Here is a 23,031-nt window from a genome sequence, read left to right on the forward strand (position 1 = left end):
ATTTTAGCATGAAGAACGGCTGGTTGTCAAACATTATTTTGTTTTTTTCACACAAGACCCAAAAGGAGCGTGTTCGTGAAGATGATCAAGGTGAACGAATGGCAGCAAGAACAAGAGCGTTTAGATATGGTTACTGAAAAATTACGATCTGCAATTGTCGAAATTGAACCAGAGGTAGTCGGGTTGCGGGATCAGGTAACGGACTTCCGCAAGCGGTTTTGGGAAGAAGTGTCGATCAACACGAGCACGCATGAAGATTTCGAAGAGGCATTTTATAGTATTAGACAGCAAGAAGCGTTGTTATCGGAACGGGAGCGCAGTCACCAGCAGCGGATGCAACGGTTGAAGAGTATGAAGCGTTTACTGCCGTCGCCTTATTTTGGGCGGATTGATTTTCAAGAAGATGGTATTAGCTTCAGCGAGCACATTTATATTGGCGTTTCGTCTTTCGTTGATGTGGACGGTTTAAGCTTCCTAGTGTATGACTGGCGAACACCGATTGCAAGTATGTACTACGACTATTCCCCAGGAGCTTCGGCTTATGAAACGCCAGGGGGACGCGTTGAGGGAGAAATGACGCTGAAACGGCAATATCACATCGGCGATGGTCAGTTAAAGCGTGTGTTCGACACGAGTGTTACCATTGGCGATGAATTGCTCCAGGAAGTGCTTGCCCAAGGTGCAAATTCACAAATGAAGAGCATTGTGGCGACCATTCAAAAGGAGCAAAATGCCATCATTCGCAACGATAAGACTCGAATGCTCATTGTGCAAGGAGCCGCCGGCAGTGGCAAGACGTCAGCCGCTTTGCAACGTGCAGCCTACTTATTATATAAGCACCGCGATAAACTTAAAGCGGACCAAATTGTACTTTTTTCCCCGAATCCAATGTTCAACAGTTATGTATCAACGGTTCTTCCCGAGCTCGGTGAGGAGAATATGCAGCAGACGACTATTCAAGAATATCTCGTGTATTGGCTTGGATCCACGTTACAGCTAGAGAGCCCGTTCGATCAGATTGAATATATACTGACATCATCATCTTCTCCCGAGTGTGAAGCACGACGAAGTGGGATTCACTATAAAGCATCTGAGGTTTTTCTCCATGCCCTGCAGCAATACGCGGTATGGCTGGGGAAAGAAGGCATGTTATTCCGCGGCATCCATTTCCAGGATCGTGAATTAATTACCGCGGAGGAGATCCAGTTGCAATTTTATAGCTATGACAATACCATCCGTCTGGCTAATCGAGTCGCTCTTTTACAGGAATGGATCCTGAAAAGGCTGACAACGCTCGAGCGTAAAGAACAAAAAGCGCATTGGGTTCAAGATGAACTCGATTACCTCGACAACGAGCAATATGCCGAAGCCTACAGAGAGTTGCTCAAGAAGTATCAGCAAGAAGAAGAGGTAGTCCTTCATATGAATGAGCAGCTTCTGGATGATTATGGACAGTTTCTTGGCAAGGAGCAAGACGAAGAGCATAATGTTGACTTTGCCATGCAGGAAATCGAAGAGCTGCTTCGGAAGATGATCGTGAGTGGGCATTATAAGCAATTGAGAAATGACGTAAAACGATTTAAGTTTATAGATATCATCGGGTTGTACGATCAGTTGTTCAGCGATGAGGCAGCTTATCGGAACATGACGAACGAGACTATGGTGCCCGAACAGTGGACGGAAATTTGCAAGCAAACGAAGGAAAAGCTGAGTAGGCTCGAACTGTTTTATGAGGATGCGGCGCCGTTCTTGTGCTTGAAAGAATGCGTAGAGGGAACTCGGAGGAACACGAATGTGCGGCATCTCTTTGTCGATGAAGGACAGGATTATTCACCCTTCCAATTCTATTTCCTTAAGCAGCTATTTCCCCGCGCCAGCATGACCGTGCTCGGAGATTTCAGTCAAGCGATCTTCCCGCAAGCAACCAATCTGTCTGAGGTGAATTCGCCACTGATTAAGCTATATGGCCAAGATGAAACGAACCTGATTCGACTTGTTCGAAGCTACCGCTCCACCCGTGAGATTGTGGAGTTTACGAAGGCGTTGTTGCCTAGCGAAGAAATCGTACCTTTTGAGCGGAGTGACCAGAAGCCCAACCTCATTAAGGTTAGCGGCAGTGCAGAGAGAGCTGAACGAATGATAGAGCATCTCGCTGAACTGAGGGCAGAGGGGTTTGAATCAATTGCCGTTATTACGAAGACTGCAGAGGAGAGCCGTGAGGCTTATGAAGTGTTGATGTCTCGGGGCTCTGAGACGCTGAGACTCATTACGAAGGATACGTTGACTTTTGAGAAAGGGACGATGGTCATTCCTGCCTATCTAGCCAAAGGAGTCGAGTTCGACGCTGTATTGATTTATGATGCCTCATCACAAGTGTATAATCGAGAGAGCGAACGTAAGCTATTTTATACCGCATGCACGCGCGCGATGCACCGGCTCCTGCTCTATACAACAGGGGAAGGGACACCATTTATCCAGTCACTGGATCCGAATTTATATGAGGTAGAGGGTTAACGGAAATGTTACTAAAAAATGAGCGATCCGTCAGTGAGTAGGGGTTTTATTCACCTACAGTTTGAGGTACGATAAGTGATGGGGTTATTTCCCAAGATGTGAGGTAAGCTGCATGAGCAAACGGAGGGGACACAACTGGAAAACTTTGCATGCTTATATGTCGTGCGCGGTGAGCCTTATCGAGCGGGCACTTGCGTGAATTTAAACCAGGAAGAAACAAATGTCGGCCGTGTATCCAATGAGTTAACTCCGGATTTGGCTTTTACGAACGCTTTTATTTCCCGAAAGCACATCATCATCCGCAAGGAGCAAGACAAGGCGGTGCTCTATGATTTAGGAAGTCGCCACGGCACTGAACTTAACGGCGTATTGTTAACACCGCACACGCCGTATCAGTTGAACAATTTTGATATTATTAGGCTTGCCAAAGGGATGACCGTCATCCATTTCTCATATATGTTTGCCGAGCAAACCCTTGAAATTGAACCGCTCAGCATCACCATGCAGCTAGAAATCCCCAAACTCCCTTTAGAAATTAGTTGGGAGAAAAGGGAGTGTGTGGTGGAGGGCAGGCGAATCCCTATGTCGGAGAAAGAATATCTATTGATCCGTGTGCTGCATGAGCATACAAACCGACTCGTTCTTTTTGAGGAAATTAAATCCAAGGTATGGCCAGAGCGATCACCGGGAGCAGAAGGCTACTCGGATGTGACGCTCGACGAACTAAATGCACTGGTCTATCGAGTGCGCAAAAAATACGGAAAAGACACCTTTCTCATTAGTGCCGTACGCGGCGGCGGTTATATGCTCGAATCCGAATTGAAATCGTCATAACGAAAGTTGGGATACCTTCATGAAGTATATACAAGCGGAGTACTCAGGCCCACTGAACGGAACCGTACACATACCAGGAGCAAAAAATAGCTCTCTTGCCATACTCGCAGCTGCTTGTCTGGCGGATAATATCGTAACGTTAGAGGGTATTCCACATATCGATGATGTCCGTCTTATTACGGAAATTGGCCGAGAAATCGGCCTTAAACTCACACAGAATGCCGGACAAGTCATCATTGATCCACGCTGGATTCACAGCTCAGTCATTGATCCGGGCAAAGCATCGAGCTACCGAGCTTCTTATTATTTTGTAGGTGCTTTACTGTCCAAATTCGGCAAAGTCACAATCGGATTGCCTGGTGGTGACGATTTTGTTTCAAGACCGATGGATCAGCATATCAAGGTGTTCCAGGCGCTTGGAGCTCAGGTGCGGCTCTACAAGGATTATTACGAGGTCGAAGCGGCAGAGTTGAAGGGGGCAGACATTTATTTCGATACCCTTACCTCTGGGGCGACGATGAATGCGATGATGATGGCTGTGTTGGCAAAAGGACGGACTCAGTTGCACAACGCGGCTGTGGATCCGGAGGTATGCGATACCGCAAGATTCCTGAATCAACTAGGGGCACGAATTTATGGAGCCGGCACGGATCGTATTCGTATTGAAGGTGTCCCTTACTTGAATGGGGGCATCCACACGGTAATTCCAGACAGGTTGATCGCTGGAGCTTTCCTGATGGCGGCGGGGCTCAATGGGGGACAAGTTACCGTTAAGGATGTCATTCCAGAGCATCTTGGCTCCTGTCTAGCTAAGCTAGAGGAAATCGGACTGCATGTGGAATGCGGAGAAAACAGTATTACTGCTTATGGGACTGGTGCTCTCAAAGCAACGCGGATTCGCGCAGGCATGTATCCAAGCTTTGCCACGGATTTACAGCAACCTATGACTGCGCTTCTCTTACAGGCTGAGGGCAAGAGCATCGTTACCGACCGTGTTTATCCGAAAAGGTTCGCTCATGTTCCACAGTTAAGACGACTAGGTGCGGAAATAGAGCTTCGCCAAGAATCTGCGTTTATTCGCGGCGGACTCCCCTTGCGAGGTGGTTGGGTGCATGCGACAGATGTTCGTGCAGGCATTTGTCTGTTGATGGCCGGTTTCACGGCTGAGGGCAGCACGTGTATAACAGGCGTCGAGCACATTGAGCGCGGCTATGAGGACGTGATCGGCAGCTTCCGATCCATCGGAGCTAAGCTCTCGATGCGTGAACTGGACGCGCAAGAGATTTCCAGCCGAATTCACATGCAAGGGTAATAGTAATCCTTTACATAGTAACGATTAACTCACCTATAAGGAAGGTGTCTTCCCCTGATGAATACAAACAGTCAAATTGAGATGTATCTGGATCGCATCGGTTTTAGTGGTTCGCTCGATGGCAGTGCAAAGACATTAGCTGACCTGCAGGAACGACACCTGCATACGGTTCCCTATGAGAATTTGGATATTCTCGAAGGGAGAGCGTTATCTCTTGATCCGCAGGAACTGTATCAGAAGATTGTTATACGCCAGCGTGGGGGGTATTGTTTTGAAACGAATGCCCTATTCGGTTGGCTCCTTCGTGAAATTGGCTATACGGTGACGGATTTGGTCGCCAGATTTTGGCGTGATGAGCCGAATTTACCGCCCAAAAGGCGTCATCATGTCTTGAAGGTAGAAGCCGAAGGCGCCCACTACCTCTGCGATGTTGGAGTTGGCGGGATCGTCCCCCGCAGACCTCTTTCTTTCATCGAAGACCTTGTCCAGCAGCAAGGCGATGAGAGCTACCGCCTTGAGAGAGATCCCCAGGATGGCTGGGTGCTTTGCGAACAGAAAAAGGAAGCATGGCATCGCATCTACTCTTTCACAGAGGAGCCTCAACTGCCGAAAGACTACCTATTCGCCAGTTTCTGGTGTGAAAAAGCCCCAGATTCGATTTTCAACAAGTATCCGATCGTTGCGATACGCACGTCAGAGGGAAGACATACGCTTGCTGACAAGGAGTTCCGTATTTTCAGTGCTACTGACTTAAAAACCTATACCCCACAGACAGATGAAGCGTATAAAGAAGCTTTATTCACATATTTTGGCATTCGTCTTAACTAAATAGAAGCATGTGTGAAGGCAGCGGACCTCGTGGTTTAGTTGCCTTTTTCAACTATCAGGGAGAAGTGTGGCTCATTATTGACTACTTAAGCACCCCCTGAAATCGACGAAATTCGACGAATTGTATACAAGTTATTGCATAAGGAGTGAATCACGATGGCGAACAATTACAAACGCTTCATTCATAATCAATTCGAAAAAGCGAAGTCTACCGCATCCGAGTTCATTTCTTCAAGAAATGTGGAACAAGATGAAGACATGATAGATCTCGACCCACGACATGTTGATCAGCTGAAAGAAATTGCCGATCTGCAGCATACGACCGTACAAGCAATCGTCAATGGACTTATTGCTCAATATCTGGCAAGCGCCTCATACGAATTAACTCCCATCTCTGTGGATCAAAAAGAAGCAAATCCGCTGCTGTATTTAGATGGCATTTGCAAACAAGAGGATTAAGGAGGTCTGATCTATGGATAATCAATTGCATATTCAGGATGCCATTTTTCTAGATGAAACAGCTCTAGCCGCTTTAATGAATCCTGAGGACCCAAGATATATCAAAGCACGTTCCATGTTTCTAGATTTGCATGATCTTGAACGTAATTACATAACGACGAATTCCATCGTATTCGATCTCCACGAATGGCTTCGTAATGAATACAGCTATGAGCAGGCAGAATATTTTCTGAAGGCGATTGAAAAAGCAGTAAGTAAAGGTAAATTGGCGGTTATCTCAAGCGGCCCTGAATTTGAGGGGGAATCGCGCAGATTGTTAATGGACAGGCCAGAGCTCCGCTTCTCGCTTAGCGAAGCCCTTACGGCTGTGACCATGTCGTACTACCAGGTGAAACGCATTTTTACATTCAATCGTAATTTCATGATGCTTGCTAATTTGGATAAAGATATTCGCATTATTCCATCCTATCACTTTGGAAGCTAAGGTGTAACGGAATTTGCACCCGTGACAGGCCCAACGATTGTATGGACAGCAGTCACTTCCATTTGGTCATTGTAAGCTACCACATACCAAGGTTCTGATGCCGATTCTGATTGCACTTGAATGTCAATTTCCCATGGAGCTTCATAACTGACGCCAAGGAATTGAGTGCCTTGGTAAATAGCGATTGCAAAAGGTGGTTTACCCTCTTCATTCGTAAGCTTGGGATAGACAAGGACGGTCTGTTGACCCGTAGGAAGAGAACGGTCTAAGACTGGTGTATAGCGGTATTGAATGGGATCTACCCCTGGCTCTACCTTACTTAGAAACCAATCGGATGCGATCAGCCGTTGATAATAGCCGTCCATAAATGGATTTTCCCCGATGTCGTAGACATAATTCCCGTTCGTTCGAATCGCCTGAGCTTTGCTGAAATTAAAGTAGGTGATGGCTTTAACTTGAGGAAATAATCGCGGAAGTAGACCATACATGTAACCCAATTGGCTTTCTGCCCAACTCCAATAAGCTTGGTTAGTCGGCAAATACGTATGAGCAACAGCACCTTCAGAAATCATAATAGGTTTATGGCTATATCGTTTATAGAGAGGAGCGAAGGTATCGATCATGGTACCCTTTAGCTGCTCTTTTTCTGCTGAATAAGGGGTGCTATATAACGAGAAACCAACCCAATCCACGTAGGCGTCACCTGGATAGTAGCTATCGATCGTATCAGGCGGCCAGAAGTTAGGTGACCACACCATGGCGACATTAGGCGCTTCTTCGGCCATAATATCGTGAATAAGACGGAACTTCTCAATATATAGTTGGGGCTCTCCATGCCATGGCACCCAAGCTCCGTTCATCTCTGAAGCATAACGCAGGAAAATGGGGATGCCGGAGGCTTTGGCTTCGCGTGCGAAACGACGAACATATTCATCATCCTGCACATCGTTTAAGCCGAAACGCGGCTCCCATCCAATCTGGAGTGCGCCGTCAAGTTCCTTCACTCTTTCGGCAGTACGCGCGGGGAAATAAGTGTTGGTATCGGTCTGCACCTTGCGCCACCCAACATAAGACAAATACAGCGCGTGCTTGCGGCCGTAGACGTCTTCAATCTTTGTAACATCGTAGCCGACTCTGCGATCTGCCCCGAGCATGCCGATATAAACCCCCGATGCAGGCTCATGTTTGGCTAGCGCGGAAGTTGCGGGGATAGCAAATTCAGTTGGTTTAAGGGGTTGAACGGATATAGGAACGCGGAGATAGAGTTCCATATTGGTTGAGGGTGTCTGGATATTAGGCTTATTAGGCGTAAATAAAGGTAGCGTTGGAAGTCCAGCCGCGTATAGATCGATCCTGTTGCGATAGGCTGCTGCTGACTCTGTAAGTCCTGCTTGCTCGGATTTCTTCTCTTGGTTAACCCAATACGTTAAGATATCTGGCTGCTTAGGTCTTGAAGAAGGGACAGCGGCAGGCGGATTATCCAGCTTGGCAATTGCATCAAGCGAACTTTGCTCGTACGAATTGCCATCAGTCTTCATGATAAGTAAGGGAAACGCGATACAGCTCGCTAAGCCGAGAATGGCTGTAAGCACCCAGACAACTTTATTTTGCATGATAGAAGTTCCTCTCAAAGGGGATTCCTCTTAATTGTATGCCCTAACCTGAGAGGCGGTCAATGGCGCACATAAGATGAAAACGAGGGATCCCCCACCACATACATGGTAAATGGGAATCCCTCGTTTATGGTGTCTATCAATAGCTTATCCTTGTTTGGTCTGAAGGCGAATAACATTCCAAGATGCTTTGGCAAGGTTGCTTTTGACGTGTCCATTGTCTAAAACGGATAAACCGCCATGATGTGGCTTAACATGTTGTGGGTTAGCTTTTGTATTTACCGCTTTCAGATCTTCGTGTTCCAGCACGATGTGCTCGATCAAGCTAACTTCGCCGAAGCTGCGGATGTCGAGATCCAATTCCATAGCTTCTGAGAGATGGCGATTGACCGCAAAGACCGTAATATGACCTTGCTCCTCGTCGTACACGCAAATCGATTCCAGATAAGGGACATCTGTATAATCTTTGGAATCATATTTGGGTGAAGAATTGATGGTATGAAGGACAGTTCCTCGGCCATAAATGGAAGCATGAAGGAATGGATAGTAAGTCGTTTGCAGCCACAGCGGACCACCAGTTTCTGTCGTAATCGGTGCGATAACGTTAATCAATTGCGCCATGCAAGCCATTTTGACACGATCAGCATGCTTGAGTAACGTAATAAGGAAACAGCCAACGGCTAGTGCATCCTCATGGGTATACACATCTTCAAATTCGGGTGGAGCAATCTGCCAACGCTCTTCTGCGCGACTTGTCCCAACCGTATGCCAGACATTCCATTCATCTAAGGAGAGCATTAGCTTTTTCTTACTGCGCTTCTTGGCTTTCACATAATCACAAATGGCTGCGACACTGCTGATGAACTGATCTAAATTCAGTGATGTGGCAAGGAAATTGGACGTATCGTTGTTATTATTATTGTAATAGGCATGCAGCGACAGATAGTCAACATTGTCATAACTCAAATCCAGCACGGTAGCTTCCCAATCTGCAAAAGTACTCATACCGCTTGATGAGCTGCCACAAGCCACTAACTCGATGGTAGGATCTACCCAACGCATCACTTTTGCCGTTTCATTCGCGAGGCGACCATACTCAACAGCTGTCTTGGTGCCGATCTGCCAAGGCCCATCCATTTCGTTGCCGAGGCACCAGGTTTTGAAGCGATGAGGTTCCTTATAGCCATGTGAAATACGTAGATCACTATAGTAAGAGCCAGAAGGGTGATTACAGTACTCGATCAGATTTCTGGCATCGTCAATGCCGCGTGTGCCGAGATTAACCGCCATCATAACCTCTGAACCAACTAATTTCGCCCAATCCGCGAATTCATTCGTACCAACTTCATTGGTCTCCGTTGTCCACCACGCTAGTTCTAGCAATCGCTTACGGTCTTTCTTAGGGCCAACGCCATCCTCCCAATTATAACCAGAAACAAAGTTGCCACCTGGATAGCGAATAATCGGAACTTGCAGCGTGCGGATAGCTTCAATCGCATCTTGTCGGAAGCCATTCGCATCTGCAGTAGGGTGATCTGGTTCGTAAATACCACCATAAACAGCCCGTCCCAAGTGTTCGATAAAGGATCCATATAGACGAGGGTCAATTTGAGCTTTAACAAAACTTTTGTCGATGAGCATTTGTGAACGTAAAGACATGATCGATCGCTCCTTATATTAAGAATTAGCTTATTTGTGAATTCTTATTTATTGATTTCATTTTTATTATGGACGATAATGGAGTTGATCTTCAATAGTTATTTTGTAGGATTAATAAAATTGCGTATTCTAAAGGGTGTGGTCTGATGTATCTTAAGACGGATGCTGCGTCGCTTCAGGTGTATGAAGCATTGGCGAGTGAAGTTCGCCTGAAAATCATAGATAAACTATTTATCAAGGAAATGCATATTAAGGAACTTGCTGCCGAGCTCTATCTCAGTAATGCGATTGTCAGCAGCCATGTGAACAAACTCGAACAAGCCGGACTCGTAGGGAGTAAGATGAGGCGAGTTAACGGTGGTACCTACAAGTATTGCTATGTGAACACGTCCTATTTGCAAATCAAGCTCTCGCCAGAAAGAACCTCCTTGCACAAATGTAAGGAAGTATCCGTCCCTATTGGTCATTACACTGATTATGAAGCATGGCCGACGTGTGGACTGGCAACTTCAGAGAAGGTGATTGGCCACTATGATAATCCGACCTATTTCATGGATCCAGAAAGGGTAGATGCAGGCATTCTTTGGTTTGCAAAGGGGTTTGTCGAGTATAAAGTGCCCAATTACTTGTTAAAAGATGACAGTTTAAAGGAGATCGAAATTTCGCTGGAAATTGGATCGGAAGCTCCTCAAGTGAATGAAAACTGGCCCTCTGATATTCGTTTTACGCTAAATGATACGTTGCTTGGCACATGGACTAGTCCAGGCGATTATGGGGAAACGAGGGGGAAGCTGACGCCAGAGTGGTGGCATTCGGACGTGAATCAGTACGGGCTGCTGAAGGTTCTTCGCATCACGGAAAGCGGCACGTATATGGATGGACAACGTCTTTCAGATATCAGCATCACGGATCTGCGGATTGATCCGAAGTACTGGGTATTTCGAATTAGTGCGGAGGATACGAAACGTGGGCGCGGTGGATTAACACTTTTTGGCAAAGGCTTCGGGAATTACGAGCAAGATATTTGGATGAGATGTTATTATGAGTGAAGTTTGTGACACGGAACTAAGTAAGGTTTCGTGTTTTTTTTGTATGTGGATAAACGGACTCTGTTGGAAGAAAAAGGTACTGTTCTATGACATTCCGAGATAAAATAAGATGGTATATATGGATTTCCTGAGGAGGGATTGCGTGGATTGGTCACGTAAAGAGTTGAAGAGTAGAGCGAAACAAGTACTTCGAACATCGTATTGGAAAGCTTTTCTGGTAAGCTTACTGCTTGCCGTCGTTGGTGGCGGGGTTCCGAGTTGCAATTGGAATTCAAACAGTGGCTCATCATCGTCCTTTAACTTAGGTAACTTAGATCTAGGTATGGGAGATATCTCGAATGGTGTAGGTGCACTGATTCTAGCTTTCATCGTGATTGTTGCGATTGTAGCTGGCTTGGCAGCACTTGCATTCAGTATCTTCGTATTGAACCCGTTCAAGGTGAATGCGCAGCAATATTTTAAACAAGCCTCTCAAGGCGATGTCGACATGCACTATCTGCTTTACGCATTTGGCAAAGGGAGATATATAGGCACGGTTGTTAGTATGTTTTGGAGTGCTTTGCTTAATTTCTTATGGTATTTATTGCTCATCATTCCAGGTATAGTGAAGTCCTATGCATACAGCATGGTCCCGTATATCCTCGGTGATAATCCGACGATTGGTCGGAAAAGAGCCGTTCAACTCAGCAATCAGATGACGCGAGGCCATAAATGGCGGATGTTTGTGCTGGATCTCTCTTTTATAGGGTGGTTTCTCCTCGGTACCATTGCGCTTGGCGTAGGTGTCTTGTTCGTATTACCGTATTATAATTCTACGAAAGCAGAGTTATATGTGGTATTGCGTAAGCAGGCATTATATGATGGACTGAGTACCCCTGAAGAATTAAATTTACCCATTTCATAAGGAGCTGATCGTTGTGTCTGTCCAAGTAGAGGTGAGTAAGGCGCGAGCAACCACGACTACGTCCAAGCATTCAATCACGATGATCATGGGCATGTGGCTTATCATTGGTTTATTTATTGATGGCTTCGCCCATAATCACGGTGCGGTAGAAACTTTTTTTACACCGTGGCACGCGATTCTTTACTCTGGCTATTTGGCTTGTGCGGTGTGGATCTTTATGATGATTCGTTCGAACAAAATCAGCAGTCAATCAACCTCTTGGCTCACAGCGATTCCCGTCGGTTACAAACTTGGTGTTGCTGGTGTCATTCTCTTCTTTGTAGGTGGGCTTGGTGATATGTACTGGCATACGGTGTTTGGTATTGAAAAAAATATCGAAGCCCTACTTAGTCCTACGCATCTTCTGCTCCTGTCTGGTGCTTTAATGATTCTGACAAGTCCCTACCGTGCGATCAGCGCTGCTGAAAAGGGGACTGCACCGACGTTTCGCCAATTGTTACCAGCGTTAACTTCGATAGGACTAACCTTTACGGTGTTCGCCTTCTTCCTTATGTACGCATGGTCCTTTCGGCAGAATCTATGGATGGCCAGAGGTGAGGATGCCATAGGAAGAGCTGTAGTGGATTTCCTCATTACGACGATGATTCTTGTGATTCCTTTGATGTTTGTATTGCGAAGATGGAAACTCCCGTTCGGTACGGTTACGTTCTTCTTTCTATTTGAGTCGATCTTCCTGGCGGTGCTGGACGGATTTAGAGACTCTAGCTCGATTATCATTTTGCTTATCAGCGGTGTGATCGGTGATGTATTATTTCGAGAAATCAAGGAGCGGGACACTGCAGATTGGCGGTATAAAGCTGTCTTCTTTGTACTGCCTGTCTTGATCTGGGGGCTATATTTCGCACATTTGAAATTATTTGAAACGTTGAACTGGTCTCCGGAGCTCTGGGGTGGCTCGATCTTCCTATGTGCATTGTCCTCACTTGGTTTAAGCATTCTTGCAGGGCCGGTTTCATCCGTCAAAAGCCAATGAGATTAAAGCTATTGCCCTTAATTTGTATAGTTGTACTCCTATCCGCTTGCGGTTCATCAGCCACCACAACAATTGATATGTCCGATATGTCTGGCATGTCGGGTATGACAATGTCATCGTCATCCGTTACACATCAACATACGAGCGATGCAATTGCTCATTTTTCGGTGGATTCACCGAACTTTTTACCGAAAGAATTATCGAACATCACAATTCTGGTTCAAAATAAATGGAATCGCCCCATCGAGAAGTTCGATGTGATACACGAGAAGCTCATGCACCTTATTGTGGTTAGCAAGGATTTGTCCTACTTCGAACACTTGCATCCCACCTATGCTGGCGCTGGGCGATTCGATGTCCAAACGTCCTTCCCAACTGGAGGTTACTATCAGCTTATTGCTGATTTCACGCCAACGGGTTTAGGGGAAAGTGTGCAGTCCCATTGGTTGACCATTAACGGGAAGGCGCCGAAGGCTGTGAAGCTGCAGCCGGACAAAAGCTTAACGAAGCAGGTCGGTGACAAGGAAGTCACCCTAGCCTTCGATCATCTCATGGCAGGCATGGAACTGGACATGGTGTTTACGTTTAAGCAGGGAGCTGCCAAAACACCTGTAACGAATCTGCAACCATATCTTGGAAGTGTTGGGCATGTTGTTGCCATTAGTGAGGATGGGAACGATTTTGTCCATGTACATCCGACGGATCCAGCAGCGACTTCAGGGCCAACCGCGGCGTTCAAGATTGTATTTCCTTCGAAAGGGATCTACAAAATTTGGGGCCAGTTTCAGCAAAATAACGAAGTATTCATCGTCCCTTACGTAATTCATGTAAATTTGTAATATAAAAGAAATATAGTAGTCATCTGCCATACATGTTAGTCGGTTATAATAAAAGACGACCCCCTTTTAAAATATAAACCTTTAGGCCCGCAGCCCGTTGCTGTGGGTCTCTTTTTGTCCATCTATGGTACAATAGATTGCATACATCGAATAGGAGTGAGAGAAGAATGACTGCAGGCGTGAATGAGCAGGAGCTTTTACAATTCATCATCAGCAAAACGAAGGCAGATCCGAAACAGATTGAGTTAGTTTTAAAACATGAGAAAGCCTACATCGCCAAAGCGGAACAAGGCTCGAAAGGCGCTGTAGATATCGACAGCGATGATTTGATCGATCATATTCTAGGCCGTCCCGACGTGAAGCTAAGTGAGCTTGCGGTGGATACCATTCTAGAGGCCGAGATGGAGTACTTAATGAAAAATGGCATGGCCGGTTACATCGACTAATTTATGATCTAAGGACCCTCACGTAGAGTCGATCTATGTGGGGGTCTTTTTAATTTTTGGGCGGAATAGATGCCACATCTGCTTACACAGCTAACCACGCCAAATAACTGGAAAATATCCAGTTAAATACAACGAATTTCACACTTTTGAAGGAATAGATGGATTTTGTGTAGCTAATTTTACTCTTTTCTATTGTAATTTGAGAAATGAAGGAAATTAGATGTATATTTTCCAGTTAATTGTGAATATCGAAGGGGAAACGCTGAAATAAATGTAGTTTTTCCAGTTATTCGTGTCTGGGAGTAGGAGAGAGAGGAAAGAGCAACTAGTGGGAGTGGGAGGTGTTTGGGTGACATAAGGGTAACCTATAAGTTAATTGAATAACATGTATTGACTTTGTATTCGGGCGATTGCATAATGAATTTAGGAATTATTACATTATTTAATTAACTTATAAATTATCTATTGGAGGTTTTCCTTTACAATGAGCAACCAACCGAGAGCTGAATATCCTAGACCGCAATTTGTACGAGATAGCTGGATCAACTTGAACGGAGAGTGGCAGTTCGAGTTCGACGATGCTTCCATAGGAACGAAAGAAAAATGGCATAAAGGTGAGAAAGCGTTCTCGCAGACGATTCAAGTTCCTTTTGCTTTTCAAAGTCAATTAAGCGGTATTGGCAGTAATGAATTCCACGATGTCGTGTGGTACCGCCGCGAGCTCGAGATTCCACAATCTTTTGCCGGTAAACGAATTCTGCTGCATTTTGGTGCCGTGGATTACCTAGCATCGGTTTGGGTGAATGGCATTCTTGTAGCAACTCACGAAGGTGGTCATACGCCATTCCATGCAGATATTACGGAAGCGCTTCAAGCGGGGACGAATATGCTCGTAGTGAAGGCAGTGGATTTTAGCAAAGACGTAACACTACCTAGAGGAAAGCAGTACTGGAAAGCAGATTCCGCAAGTATTTTTTATACGAGAACTACAGGGATATGGCAAACGGTTTGGATGGAGGCTGTTTCTGAGAACGCCTACTTAGATAAGGTGAAGATGACGCCGGATATCGATGCGAAACAAATCGAAATCAAATATGAAATCGAAGGAATCGACGCTCAGTCGACGTCCAAATACCAGTTGAAGGTTGCAATATCTTTTAAAGGCGAGCTAGTTTCAGAAGATGTATATGGGATTAGGAGCGGGACTGGAGCACGGAAGATACGTTTGAATGATTTTAATGATCATGGGCTTGGCGGATGGTGGACACCAGAGAAACCGAACTTATACGATGTTACGTTCACGTTGCTGGTCGATAATGAGGTTGAGGATGTTGTAGGAAGTTACTTCGGTATGCGCAAAGTTTCGATCGAGGATGGCAAGTTGTGTCTGAATAATCGTCCTTATTTTCTGAAAATGGTACTGGATCAAGGTTACTTTCCTGATGGGAATTTGACGCCTCCGAGCGACGATGCCATTAAACAAGATGTTGAGCTTACGAAGGCGATGGGCTTCAATGGGGCTCGGAAGCATCAGAAGCTTGAGGATCCAAGATTCCTGTACTGGTGCGACGTGCTTGGACTTGTAGTCTGGAGTGAAGCAGCAAATGCCTATGAGTATTCGGATAAATATGTAGGTCAATTTACCAAAGAATGGATTGCCTCGATGGAGCGTGATTATAATCACCCGTCCATTATTGCTTGGGTACCGCTCAATGAAAGCTGGGGTGTCCCGAACATTCAAATTGATAAACTGCAGCAGCAGCATGCTTTGACGATGTATCATTTGAGCAAATCGCTGGATCCTATGCGACCTGTTATCTCAAATGATGGATGGGAGCTGGTGACGACCGACTTATTCGCCATTCATGATTATGAGTGGAGGGAAGAGGTCTTGAGCGAGCGTTACAGCTCCAAGGAAAAGGCCGTTCATGCGATGCCGGCGAATCGACGTTTGTTTGTAGAAGGGTTCCCTTATCAAAATCAGCCGATCCTTGTCACCGAATTTGGCGGAATTGCCTACAAGAAGAGTGAATGGGAAGGCTGGGGCTACTCAGGTGCAGATAACGACGAAGACTACGAGCAAAAGCTGCGCGCCGTCATTCGTCCACTCCTGAACTCAGGCGTTGTGCAAGGCTACTGTTATACGCAATTGACGGATGTCGAGCAGGAAATCAATGGGTTGCTTACCTATGATCGCAAGCCGAAGATTCCTGTGGAAATCATCAAAGCGATTAATGATCGTAATTAACAAAACAAGCCGAGGCTATTGCAGCCTCGGCTTTGTTTGTTAAGAAGGCGCGCTCGCGTAAGTCGAAAAAAATCGACTTAAACGCGATCTTCTCGGCTACTCCTCCGAATGTTCAATTCGAATGATGAGCGTAAGGTGAGAGAATGCACACAATGGCTTTGTGCGTACAAATCCGATAAAGTTCAGACATGACAGCAACAAATCAGTCACATAGGGAAGACTGCGACTAAATATGACAAATTCCACGGAATTGTCGGGCAATGGAATGCCCTTATCGATATCGCATACTATATCAACACCCGGTAGCTGGGCACGATCAATACCGTAGAAGTTCAAATGCTTGTGGTCCTTACCAAGTATAAAAGTGATCTGCCATATAATGTATGTCCAGATTCCCACACAGACTCTGCGTCTGCCTAGCTATGTTGAAATATTGAAACCTGTGCCTAAGCACAAAAAAACGCCGTCCCTCCAGGCGGAGCGGACGACGTTTATGATAGTTACCCTTTGACAGCGCCAATCATGACGCCTTTCACGAAATACTTTTGAACGAACGGATAGAGGATTAGAATGGGGACAGAGGCAACCATGATGGTGGCATACTTGATCGTTTCCCCAATCTGGTGTTGATCGGCAGCATTGGCGCCAGAAGACATCATATCCGTGTTATTGGCTATTAATATTTCCCGAAGGGTGAGTTGAAGCGGGTACAGCTCGCGATCTTTTAGGAAGATCGAAGCCCAGAACCATCCATTCCATTTCTCAACGGCATAATACAAGATCATAACCGCGATAACTGGCATGGAAAGCGGGATAATGATTTTAAATAGGATAACGAAATGGTTAGCACCGTCCATTTTGGCTGACTCTTCCAAACTCTCGGGAACGGCCATAAAGGCAGTACGCATAATAATTAAGTTAAACGTGTTGACGGCGAATGGTAAAATGGTAGCCCATAAGGAGTCGATTAGTCCGACGCCTTTCACGACAAGGTACATCGGAACAAGTCCACCACTGAAAAACATCGTGAGAATTACGATGAAAATAAACACTTTGTTCCACATGACATTTTTACGAGAGAGCACATAGGCCCCTAATGCCGTGACTATGAGGTTGGTCGTAACACCAAAGACAAGAATAAATAAGGTGTTCCGGTAGCCTTGTAATATCGATGGATTTTTAAATACATTGTGGTAAGCTTCCAGGCTGAAGCCCAGTGGGCGATAGAGCAAGCCTTTATGGGTGATAAGCTGCGCACCGTCGCTGATGGAAGCGAAAGTAACATAGATGAGCGGATAGAGTGTAACAATCACTAATAAAATCAATAGAACATGGTTCACGGTGTAAAACACGCGGTCTGAATAGCTGGTTTTCATCTAAGTCCCTCCTTCACTACCATAAGCTATTTTCACTAACTCGTTTACTAATTTTGTTGGCCGTAATGAGTAAAGCTAAATTGATTACGGAATTGAATAAACCAACCGCCGCACTATAGCTCCAACCAAATTCGAGCAAACCTTTGCGATAAACGAAGGAAGAGATAACGTCAGCCGTATCGTAAGTACTAGGGTTGTAAAGTAAGATAATTTTCTCGAAGCCTACGTTGAGCAAGTTCCCCATTCGAAGAATGAACATAATTGAAATCGTAGGTAGAATACCCGGCAGGGTAATGTGCCAAATGGATTTGATTCGCGTAGCTCCATCCATTTTGGCAGCTTCATATTGCTCCTGATCGATGCCCATGAGTGCTGCTAAATAAATGATGGATTCCCAGCCAATTTTTTGCCAAATTTCAGATAACACATATATGGTTCGAAACAGCTCAGGCTTCTGCAGCATCGCTGTATCATTCGCGCCAAAATAAGTAAGTAACGTATTCACTACACCGCCGTTATTCGTAAAATCTTTAATCATCCCGGCAATGACGACTAGCGAGATAAAGTAAGGCATGTAAGTAACCGTTTGCACAAAACGTTGGAATCTTTTATTCGCCAGCTCATTAATGAGAATAGCTAAAATAATCGGGGCAGGAAATTCAAAACATAACGTATAGAGTGAAATCAACACCGTATTTTTGAGGATGCGCCAGAAATAATAACTGGTAAAGAAGTCATGGAAGTTTTGGAATCCGATCCAGGGGCTACCGAGTATCCCTTTGATCGGGGTATACTCTTTGAACGCAATGATGGCTCCATACATCGGCGCATAGTGGAAGATAAAGTAGTAAGCCAGTACGGGAACCATCATCAGATATAGGTATTTATTCAATAGAAAATCGCGTTTAAAGCGTACAGAAAAGCTAGCCTCCGCTGTTTTACGCATCATATCTCTCCTTTCGCCGAGGAAAATGAATCCATGGAGAGGAGGAGCTTGTGCTCCCCATCCCCATGTTAGATTCTAACGTTTGTTATAACGATCTAAAGATGCTTTCTTGATTTCGATTGCACGGTTCAATTTCACGGAATTGAATTTCTCCATATACTTGTCAAAGCTTTCAACCGGCTCTGTTCCCAAGATGATTTTCAGAGTCATTTCATCAACGATGGTGTTCAGATCTGTCATGATTTTAGCAAGCTCTGTACTTTCTTCTGGAGTTGCTGTAATTGGCGGCAATTTGTGCTTATCTACATCGGTTTTGGACCACGTGGTTAAAGCGTCTCGTTGTGTTTGCAAGGCCAGATATTGTTCGATATAGCGTTTATCCTGAATGAAAGGACCATTGTAGTTACCGCGGATATACATGGACATTGCTTGTGCTGGAGCTAATTTATCCGGATTTTTCATAAGCAAATCTGTGTATTTCGGATAGTTATTTTCCATATTATAGGAAACGCCAGGAGTTCCGAAGTTGAAGAATAGAGCGCCTTCGGTCGAATAACCATAATCAAGCAGCTTAGCGGTAGTTTCAATGTTCTTGGAAGTAGCTGTAATCGCTACAGATCCACCGGGTGCATTCGCAGGGTCCTTTTGACTGTACATCGCGATGTCACCTTTTTTGAGAACGGGATATGGAGCTGCGATCAGCACACCTTTAGGATCTTTAGCTGAAATAAGCGGCTGCCATTTACCAATACCGCCACCTGCATTCCCTACAGTTACACCAGTAGCTCCTGACGCGATGTTCGCATCTAGGGATTTGCTGTCTGCTGTTGCAAAGTTCTTATCAATCAATCCTTCCGCATACCATTTGTGGAAAGTCGCAAGGAAGTCTTTGTAACCTTTCTCGGCAGGACCGAACTTGATCGCGCCTTTATCATCCATGTAGAAATCACGTGTGACACCGAAAGCACTTGCGAATGCACCGTTAGCCAATTCGTTGAATGGTCTAGGAACACTAACGACAGAGAATGAAGCTGTAGCACCTTTTTTCTCTTTGAAGGCTTTGAGAGTGGTATACCACTCGTCAATCGTTTGAGGAACAGGAAGTCCTAACTCATCCAACCAGTCCTTACGTACGATAGGTCCTTGGAAAACGCGCAGCAAATCGTCGCCGCGGATGAACGGGAATACATAGTAACTGCCGTTGTCTGTTTTAACTTGCTTATCAATTTCTGGATGTTCTTTGAGATATTTCTTCAGGTTCGGTGCAAATTTATCAATGGTATCATTCAATTTGAGAATATATCCGTCTTTGATCGCTTTTTCAGGTCCGCCTGGGAATTTACCTTGAAAATCATATTCAATCATATCCGGTAAATCACCAGTTGCTAACATGACGTTGATGGCTTGATCCGCTTGGTTGGTCGGCGGTGCAGTAAACTTCATAGTAACGCCGGTGACTTTTTGCCAATTTTGAAAAAATGGTGTATCTGCATGTGTCCCTTTGACACCTGTTAAGTTTCCAGTAACTTCTCCCCAGTAGGTTAAAGTTTTGTCTGTTTTGAGCGGATACGTAACGGCTGCGCCAGCTGCTGGTGCTGTTGATGCTTTTGTCGCATCTGCTGATGCTGCTGGACTAGGCGAACTTGTCGTGGAAGAGTTGGATGAACAGGCAACAACTAAACTTCCCATTAAAGATGTGGTTACCAACATGGTGAACATTTTTTTACTGTTTCTTTTCATGTGTTGACCTCCTCAAAGTTTTTCGCCACATGTACTGGCAACGAAAGCGTGACTGGTGTTTCGCCAAATTGGCTGGCAGATGAGCTAATCTAAGCTAAGCTGTACTGAGAAATTGACCAGAAAAACAGGCTTCGGAAGTCTTGGAATGTTGTTGCCTGTGCTATACCTCAACTATATGATAACGCTTACATGATTGAAATCTCGAATATATCCAATATCGTCTTGATAAATATCGAAAGAATCTACAAAATATCCAATTCCTTCACGAAAAAAGCCAATTTCGGGGGTGAAAAGCGCTTATTTCAAGAAAATAAGAGCGGTTTCCCGCTCCTATCTCAAACTATCACCTAGTTATTTCCTTCCGTCACTTCTCAAGCATTTCCTTATATTTACCTGGCGTAATGCCTTCGACCTTCTTAAATACACGAATAAAAGCGTTAATATCATTAAACCCGACCCCATATGCAGCATCGCCAACGGATTGTTCTTTCCCTTTTAGCAGCTGCTTAGATTTCTCAATCCGCACTTTATTGATCCGATCGAGTAAACCTTCTCCCACATAATCCTTGAAGAGTTTGGATAAATACGTGGCTTTACGATCAAAATGACTGCCAATCATCGTTACATTCAAGTTTACATCCGTGTAATTGTGTTCAATATAGGTATTCACTTGCTCCACGAGCTGTTGAAGTGCTTTCTGCTTCGTTATTGAATTCGCATGTTGCCGCTTAGCAGCCGTATACGCACAGACTTGTGTAAGCATGTCATCTAGCTGGAGCTCCATATCTTGGACGGTTTTTGCGTTCAATAGGCGATCCAGCTGCTTCGGATTGCGAATGAAGAAGCTTTCCTGCATCCCGCCAGTGTCGTTAAGACTTTTCATTATCGTAGTCACTAAACCCATCATTAAACATTTGGTTAAAGAGACAGAAATACCTGAGCCTTCATAATTTTTCTCCATGACCTCACGAAGAATTTGGCGAGCATCTGACAGTTCTCCGAACTTCAATGCATTGAGGAATTGTTGCTCCACGCCCATTGGATAATAATAACCTGAAGGATTATCACAGTGTGTATGAGGTTTGAGATCATTGTAGGCGAGAATTTCGTGTCCACCCATGACAAGTTTGTAAGTCATCGCATCCAAGGCTTCCAAGAAAGCTTGCGGAACACTTGAAATGTGCTCATTCACGTTACTTATTGCAATAGTTAGATGGATATCATAGGTGGAAGCAAGGAACGTTTGCGCTTCATCTGCTATTCGCAGTAACTCCTCTTTGGCGCTGTGGCCATCCTCCATGGACAGGTTCACTAAGCACGCAAGTGTATCATCAATTTCTGCGACATAGCCGCGGTGTCGCTGTGAGACTAGTTCTTCAACCACATTACTTACGATAAATTGAAGCAGCTTCCACTTCTCCTCGTCAGGCGTGTTTGTAATGCGTTCGAAGAACGCTTCACTTTTATCAGTGACGAAGAGCATGACCGCAAATTCTTTCCGATCTAGCTTCATATCAAAAGTTGTTAAGGCTTCGGCAATAGGTATTTTACCGTCAAGTTTACCTTTCAACAGCTTTTCTACGAAATGAGACCGCACGATATGCCGGTGTTGTTCGACTTTGCTTTTGAAATCAGCCATCTCAATTAACGTACTATCCACGGCTTCCTGAATGAAATGAAATTCATTGTAGGTTTTGTTGGATTCTAGGGACTGCTTCTTCGAGAAAGCGTGTACCAAACGCCGAACAGGGTTGTAATTTCTTCGAAGGAAGAAGAACGTCAATATACCTCCGCCTAGCAAGCTAATCAACATGCTTAGATAGGTCAGATTACGGATATGTGAGGCCTTCTGCCAATAGGTCGTGCTAGGCATGATTGAGACGTATTTGAGCTTGGAACGCGGCGATTGAATATTAAAAACTTCATATTTCTCGCCATCGTTACTTTTAAAATAGAAATTCGTTGCCTGATCCAGGTTCGCATAGGGGAAATCCACGGGCATCGTGCCTTCCGAGCTGGACGCTAGAACTTGATTTTGTTCATTCAAAATAAGGACATGGCCTTTATTGAAGATTTCCATGTTCTGAATAGCTCCAAGAATGCGGGATTGATCGATCATGATGACATTCGTTGCGAGCGGTTGGTCATGTTCAAAGGGATACGTGCTAATATACGCAACTGTTTTCCGAAGACTATTATCGTCGCCAATCCGGTACATCGGGATGAATCCTTTGAAATTGCTGCGAGTCATAATCGATTGCCAGGAAGTGAAGGGGAAATCATTGCTTTTATGCAGCGTCTCGTAAGCAAAATCTTTCGAACGAACGGTCGTTGGGAGTATGACAGACTGATTCTTGTTCAAGTACACATAAAAAGAGTCGATTAAGGGATAAGAGGTTTTGTACATAGAGAAGCTCTTTGCAATCTGATAGGTATCATAAGGGAGATCTTTCGGATAGGTTTCATATTTATTCGAATAGAGCAGCTCTTGTACGTTCACATTCCATGTGATCTCAAAATTGAGCTGTTCCATCGCTTTGAACTGGTTGTCCATGACTTCACGGACTTGCTTGAGCAAGGAGTCATTCGCTTGTTGAATTTCTTCCTTTAACGTACGGTTGGACTCTACATATAGTAAAAGACCTATCACGACAGGAAGCAGGAGGATGACAATATAGGAAATTAACCAGGTTAAGACGATACTTTGTCCATTAAAAATGAGCTTTTTCCGCATAGGTAAGGCCCCC

Annotated in this window: 18 protein-coding genes; 12 read left to right on the forward strand and 6 right to left on the reverse strand. The window is 44.9% G+C overall.

Going from position 1 to position 23,031, the window contains the following annotated elements:
* The first annotated feature begins 81 nt into the window (after positions 1-81).
* From helD to ACSQ8O_RS11470, 6 genes are all read left to right on the forward strand, one after another.
* Positions 82-2,514 carry an RNA polymerase recycling motor HelD gene (helD, locus tag ACSQ8O_RS11445; protein WP_436241996.1) on the forward strand — a complete coding sequence of 811 codons (2,433 nt, stop codon included), beginning with the start codon at positions 82-84 and terminating at the stop codon, positions 2,512-2,514.
* A gap of 195 nt (positions 2,515-2,709) precedes the next feature.
* Positions 2,710-3,348 (forward strand): FHA domain-containing protein, encoded by a 639-nt coding sequence (locus ACSQ8O_RS11450; RefSeq protein WP_436241668.1) that lies wholly within the window; start codon positions 2,710-2,712, stop codon positions 3,346-3,348.
* 19 nt (positions 3,349-3,367) lie between these two features.
* Positions 3,368-4,660 (forward strand): UDP-N-acetylglucosamine 1-carboxyvinyltransferase, encoded by a 1,293-nt coding sequence (gene murA, locus ACSQ8O_RS11455; RefSeq protein ID WP_436241669.1) that lies wholly within the window; start codon positions 3,368-3,370, stop codon positions 4,658-4,660.
* Positions 4,661-4,717: 57 nt separating this feature from the next.
* Positions 4,718-5,488 carry an arylamine N-acetyltransferase family protein gene (locus ACSQ8O_RS11460; RefSeq protein WP_436241671.1) on the forward strand — a complete coding sequence of 257 codons (771 nt, stop codon included), beginning with the start codon at positions 4,718-4,720 and terminating at the stop codon, positions 5,486-5,488.
* 156 nt (positions 5,489-5,644) lie between these two features.
* Positions 5,645-5,947, forward strand: a complete 303-nt coding sequence (locus ACSQ8O_RS11465; RefSeq protein ID WP_436241672.1) for a hypothetical protein — start codon at positions 5,645-5,647, stop codon at positions 5,945-5,947.
* Between the two features lie 13 nt (positions 5,948-5,960).
* Positions 5,961-6,431, forward strand: coding sequence for a type II toxin-antitoxin system VapC family toxin (locus ACSQ8O_RS11470; protein ID WP_436241673.1), 471 nt, complete (start codon positions 5,961-5,963; stop codon positions 6,429-6,431).
* Here the strand turns inward: ACSQ8O_RS11470 and ACSQ8O_RS11475 are convergent.
* Complete coding sequence (locus ACSQ8O_RS11475; protein ID WP_436241674.1) at positions 6,428-8,044, reverse strand: glycoside hydrolase family 26 protein; 1,617 nt, start codon at positions 8,042-8,044, stop codon at positions 6,428-6,430. The two genes, ACSQ8O_RS11470 and ACSQ8O_RS11475, sit on opposite strands and share 4 nt — an antisense overlap.
* Before the next feature lie 147 nt (positions 8,045-8,191).
* A complete protein-coding gene (gene arfA, locus ACSQ8O_RS11480) occupies positions 8,192-9,703 on the reverse strand; it encodes an arabinosylfuranosidase ArfA (protein ID WP_436241675.1) in 1,512 nt (503 codons plus the stop codon).
* A gap of 146 nt (positions 9,704-9,849) precedes the next feature.
* Here arfA and ACSQ8O_RS11485 point away from each other — a divergent pair, with 146 nt between their 5' ends.
* The 6 genes from ACSQ8O_RS11485 to ACSQ8O_RS11510 all read left to right on the forward strand — a co-directional run bounded on the left by ACSQ8O_RS11485 (position 9,850) and on the right by ACSQ8O_RS11510 (position 16,222).
* Entirely contained in the window at positions 9,850-10,752 is a 903-nt protein-coding gene (locus ACSQ8O_RS11485) for an ArsR/SmtB family transcription factor (RefSeq protein WP_436241676.1), read from the forward strand.
* 142 nt (positions 10,753-10,894) lie between these two features.
* Positions 10,895-11,656 carry a DUF975 family protein gene (locus ACSQ8O_RS11490; protein ID WP_436241677.1) on the forward strand — a complete coding sequence of 254 codons (762 nt, stop codon included), beginning with the start codon at positions 10,895-10,897 and terminating at the stop codon, positions 11,654-11,656.
* Between the two features lie 13 nt (positions 11,657-11,669).
* Positions 11,670-12,689, forward strand: coding sequence for a hypothetical protein (locus tag ACSQ8O_RS11495; RefSeq protein ID WP_436241678.1), 1,020 nt, complete (start codon positions 11,670-11,672; stop codon positions 12,687-12,689).
* On the forward strand, positions 12,686-13,528 hold the full coding sequence (locus ACSQ8O_RS11500) for a hypothetical protein (protein WP_436241679.1): 843 nt from the start codon (positions 12,686-12,688) through the stop codon (positions 13,526-13,528). Before ACSQ8O_RS11495 ends, ACSQ8O_RS11500 begins: the two co-directional genes overlap by 4 nt.
* A 167-nt stretch (positions 13,529-13,695) precedes the next feature.
* Positions 13,696-13,974: a hypothetical protein gene (locus ACSQ8O_RS11505; RefSeq protein WP_057310523.1), complete on the forward strand. Its 279-nt coding sequence runs from the start codon at positions 13,696-13,698 to the stop codon at positions 13,972-13,974.
* A 484-nt stretch (positions 13,975-14,458) separates the two neighbouring features.
* Complete coding sequence (locus tag ACSQ8O_RS11510) at positions 14,459-16,222, forward strand: glycoside hydrolase family 2 protein (RefSeq protein WP_436241680.1); 1,764 nt, start codon at positions 14,459-14,461, stop codon at positions 16,220-16,222.
* Positions 16,223-16,722: 500 nt separating this feature from the next.
* Here the strand turns inward: ACSQ8O_RS11510 and ACSQ8O_RS11515 are convergent, their stop codons facing one another.
* The 4 genes from ACSQ8O_RS11515 to ACSQ8O_RS11530 form a co-directional block, all read right to left on the reverse strand.
* A complete protein-coding gene (locus ACSQ8O_RS11515; RefSeq protein ID WP_056616807.1) occupies positions 16,723-17,598 on the reverse strand; it encodes a carbohydrate ABC transporter permease in 876 nt (291 codons plus the stop codon).
* Between the two features lie 16 nt (positions 17,599-17,614).
* The gene (locus tag ACSQ8O_RS11520; RefSeq protein ID WP_235550483.1) at positions 17,615-18,547 is read right to left on the reverse strand and encodes an ABC transporter permease; all 933 of its coding nucleotides are present in this window, start codon (positions 18,545-18,547) and stop codon (positions 17,615-17,617) included.
* Between the two features lie 72 nt (positions 18,548-18,619).
* A complete protein-coding gene (locus tag ACSQ8O_RS11525) occupies positions 18,620-20,284 on the reverse strand; it encodes an extracellular solute-binding protein (RefSeq protein ID WP_056616799.1) in 1,665 nt (554 codons plus the stop codon).
* Between the two features lie 364 nt (positions 20,285-20,648).
* On the reverse strand, positions 20,649-23,018 hold the full coding sequence (locus tag ACSQ8O_RS11530) for a helix-turn-helix domain-containing protein (RefSeq protein ID WP_436241681.1): 2,370 nt from the start codon (positions 23,016-23,018) through the stop codon (positions 20,649-20,651).
* Between the last annotated feature and the right edge of the window lie 13 nt (positions 23,019-23,031).

The sequence above is a fragment of the Paenibacillus sp. LjRoot56 genome (genome assembly GCF_964253335.1).
GTDB lineage: Bacteria > Bacillota > Bacilli > Paenibacillales > NBRC-103111 > Paenibacillus_E > Paenibacillus_E allorhizoplanae.

Bases quoted from the DNA above. Each gene is read 5' to 3' on its own strand.
- helD (WP_436241996.1), top strand. From the start codon at position 82: ATGATCAAGGTGAACGAATGGCAGCAAGAACAAGAGCGTTTAGATATG.
- murA (WP_436241669.1), top strand. From the start codon at position 3,368: ATGAAGTATATACAAGCGGAGTACTCAGGCCCACTGAACGGAACCGTA.
- ACSQ8O_RS11460 (WP_436241671.1), top strand. From the start codon at position 4,718: ATGAATACAAACAGTCAAATTGAGATGTATCTGGATCGCATCGGTTTT.
- ACSQ8O_RS11465 (WP_436241672.1), top strand. From the start codon at position 5,645: ATGGCGAACAATTACAAACGCTTCATTCATAATCAATTCGAAAAAGCG.
- ACSQ8O_RS11470 (WP_436241673.1), top strand. From the start codon at position 5,961: ATGGATAATCAATTGCATATTCAGGATGCCATTTTTCTAGATGAAACA.
- ACSQ8O_RS11475 (WP_436241674.1), bottom strand. From the start codon at position 8,044: ATGCAAAATAAAGTTGTCTGGGTGCTTACAGCCATTCTCGGCTTAGCG.
- arfA (WP_436241675.1), bottom strand. From the start codon at position 9,703: ATGTCTTTACGTTCACAAATGCTCATCGACAAAAGTTTTGTTAAAGCT.
- ACSQ8O_RS11485 (WP_436241676.1), top strand. From the start codon at position 9,850: ATGTATCTTAAGACGGATGCTGCGTCGCTTCAGGTGTATGAAGCATTG.
- ACSQ8O_RS11500 (WP_436241679.1), top strand. From the start codon at position 12,686: ATGAGATTAAAGCTATTGCCCTTAATTTGTATAGTTGTACTCCTATCC.
- ACSQ8O_RS11505 (WP_057310523.1), top strand. From the start codon at position 13,696: ATGACTGCAGGCGTGAATGAGCAGGAGCTTTTACAATTCATCATCAGC.
- ACSQ8O_RS11510 (WP_436241680.1), top strand. From the start codon at position 14,459: ATGAGCAACCAACCGAGAGCTGAATATCCTAGACCGCAATTTGTACGA.
- ACSQ8O_RS11515 (WP_056616807.1), bottom strand. From the start codon at position 17,598: ATGAAAACCAGCTATTCAGACCGCGTGTTTTACACCGTGAACCATGTT.
- ACSQ8O_RS11520 (WP_235550483.1), bottom strand. From the start codon at position 18,547: ATGATGCGTAAAACAGCGGAGGCTAGCTTTTCTGTACGCTTTAAACGC.
- ACSQ8O_RS11525 (WP_056616799.1), bottom strand. From the start codon at position 20,284: ATGAAAAGAAACAGTAAAAAAATGTTCACCATGTTGGTAACCACATCT.
- ACSQ8O_RS11530 (WP_436241681.1), bottom strand. From the start codon at position 23,018: ATGCGGAAAAAGCTCATTTTTAATGGACAAAGTATCGTCTTAACCTGG.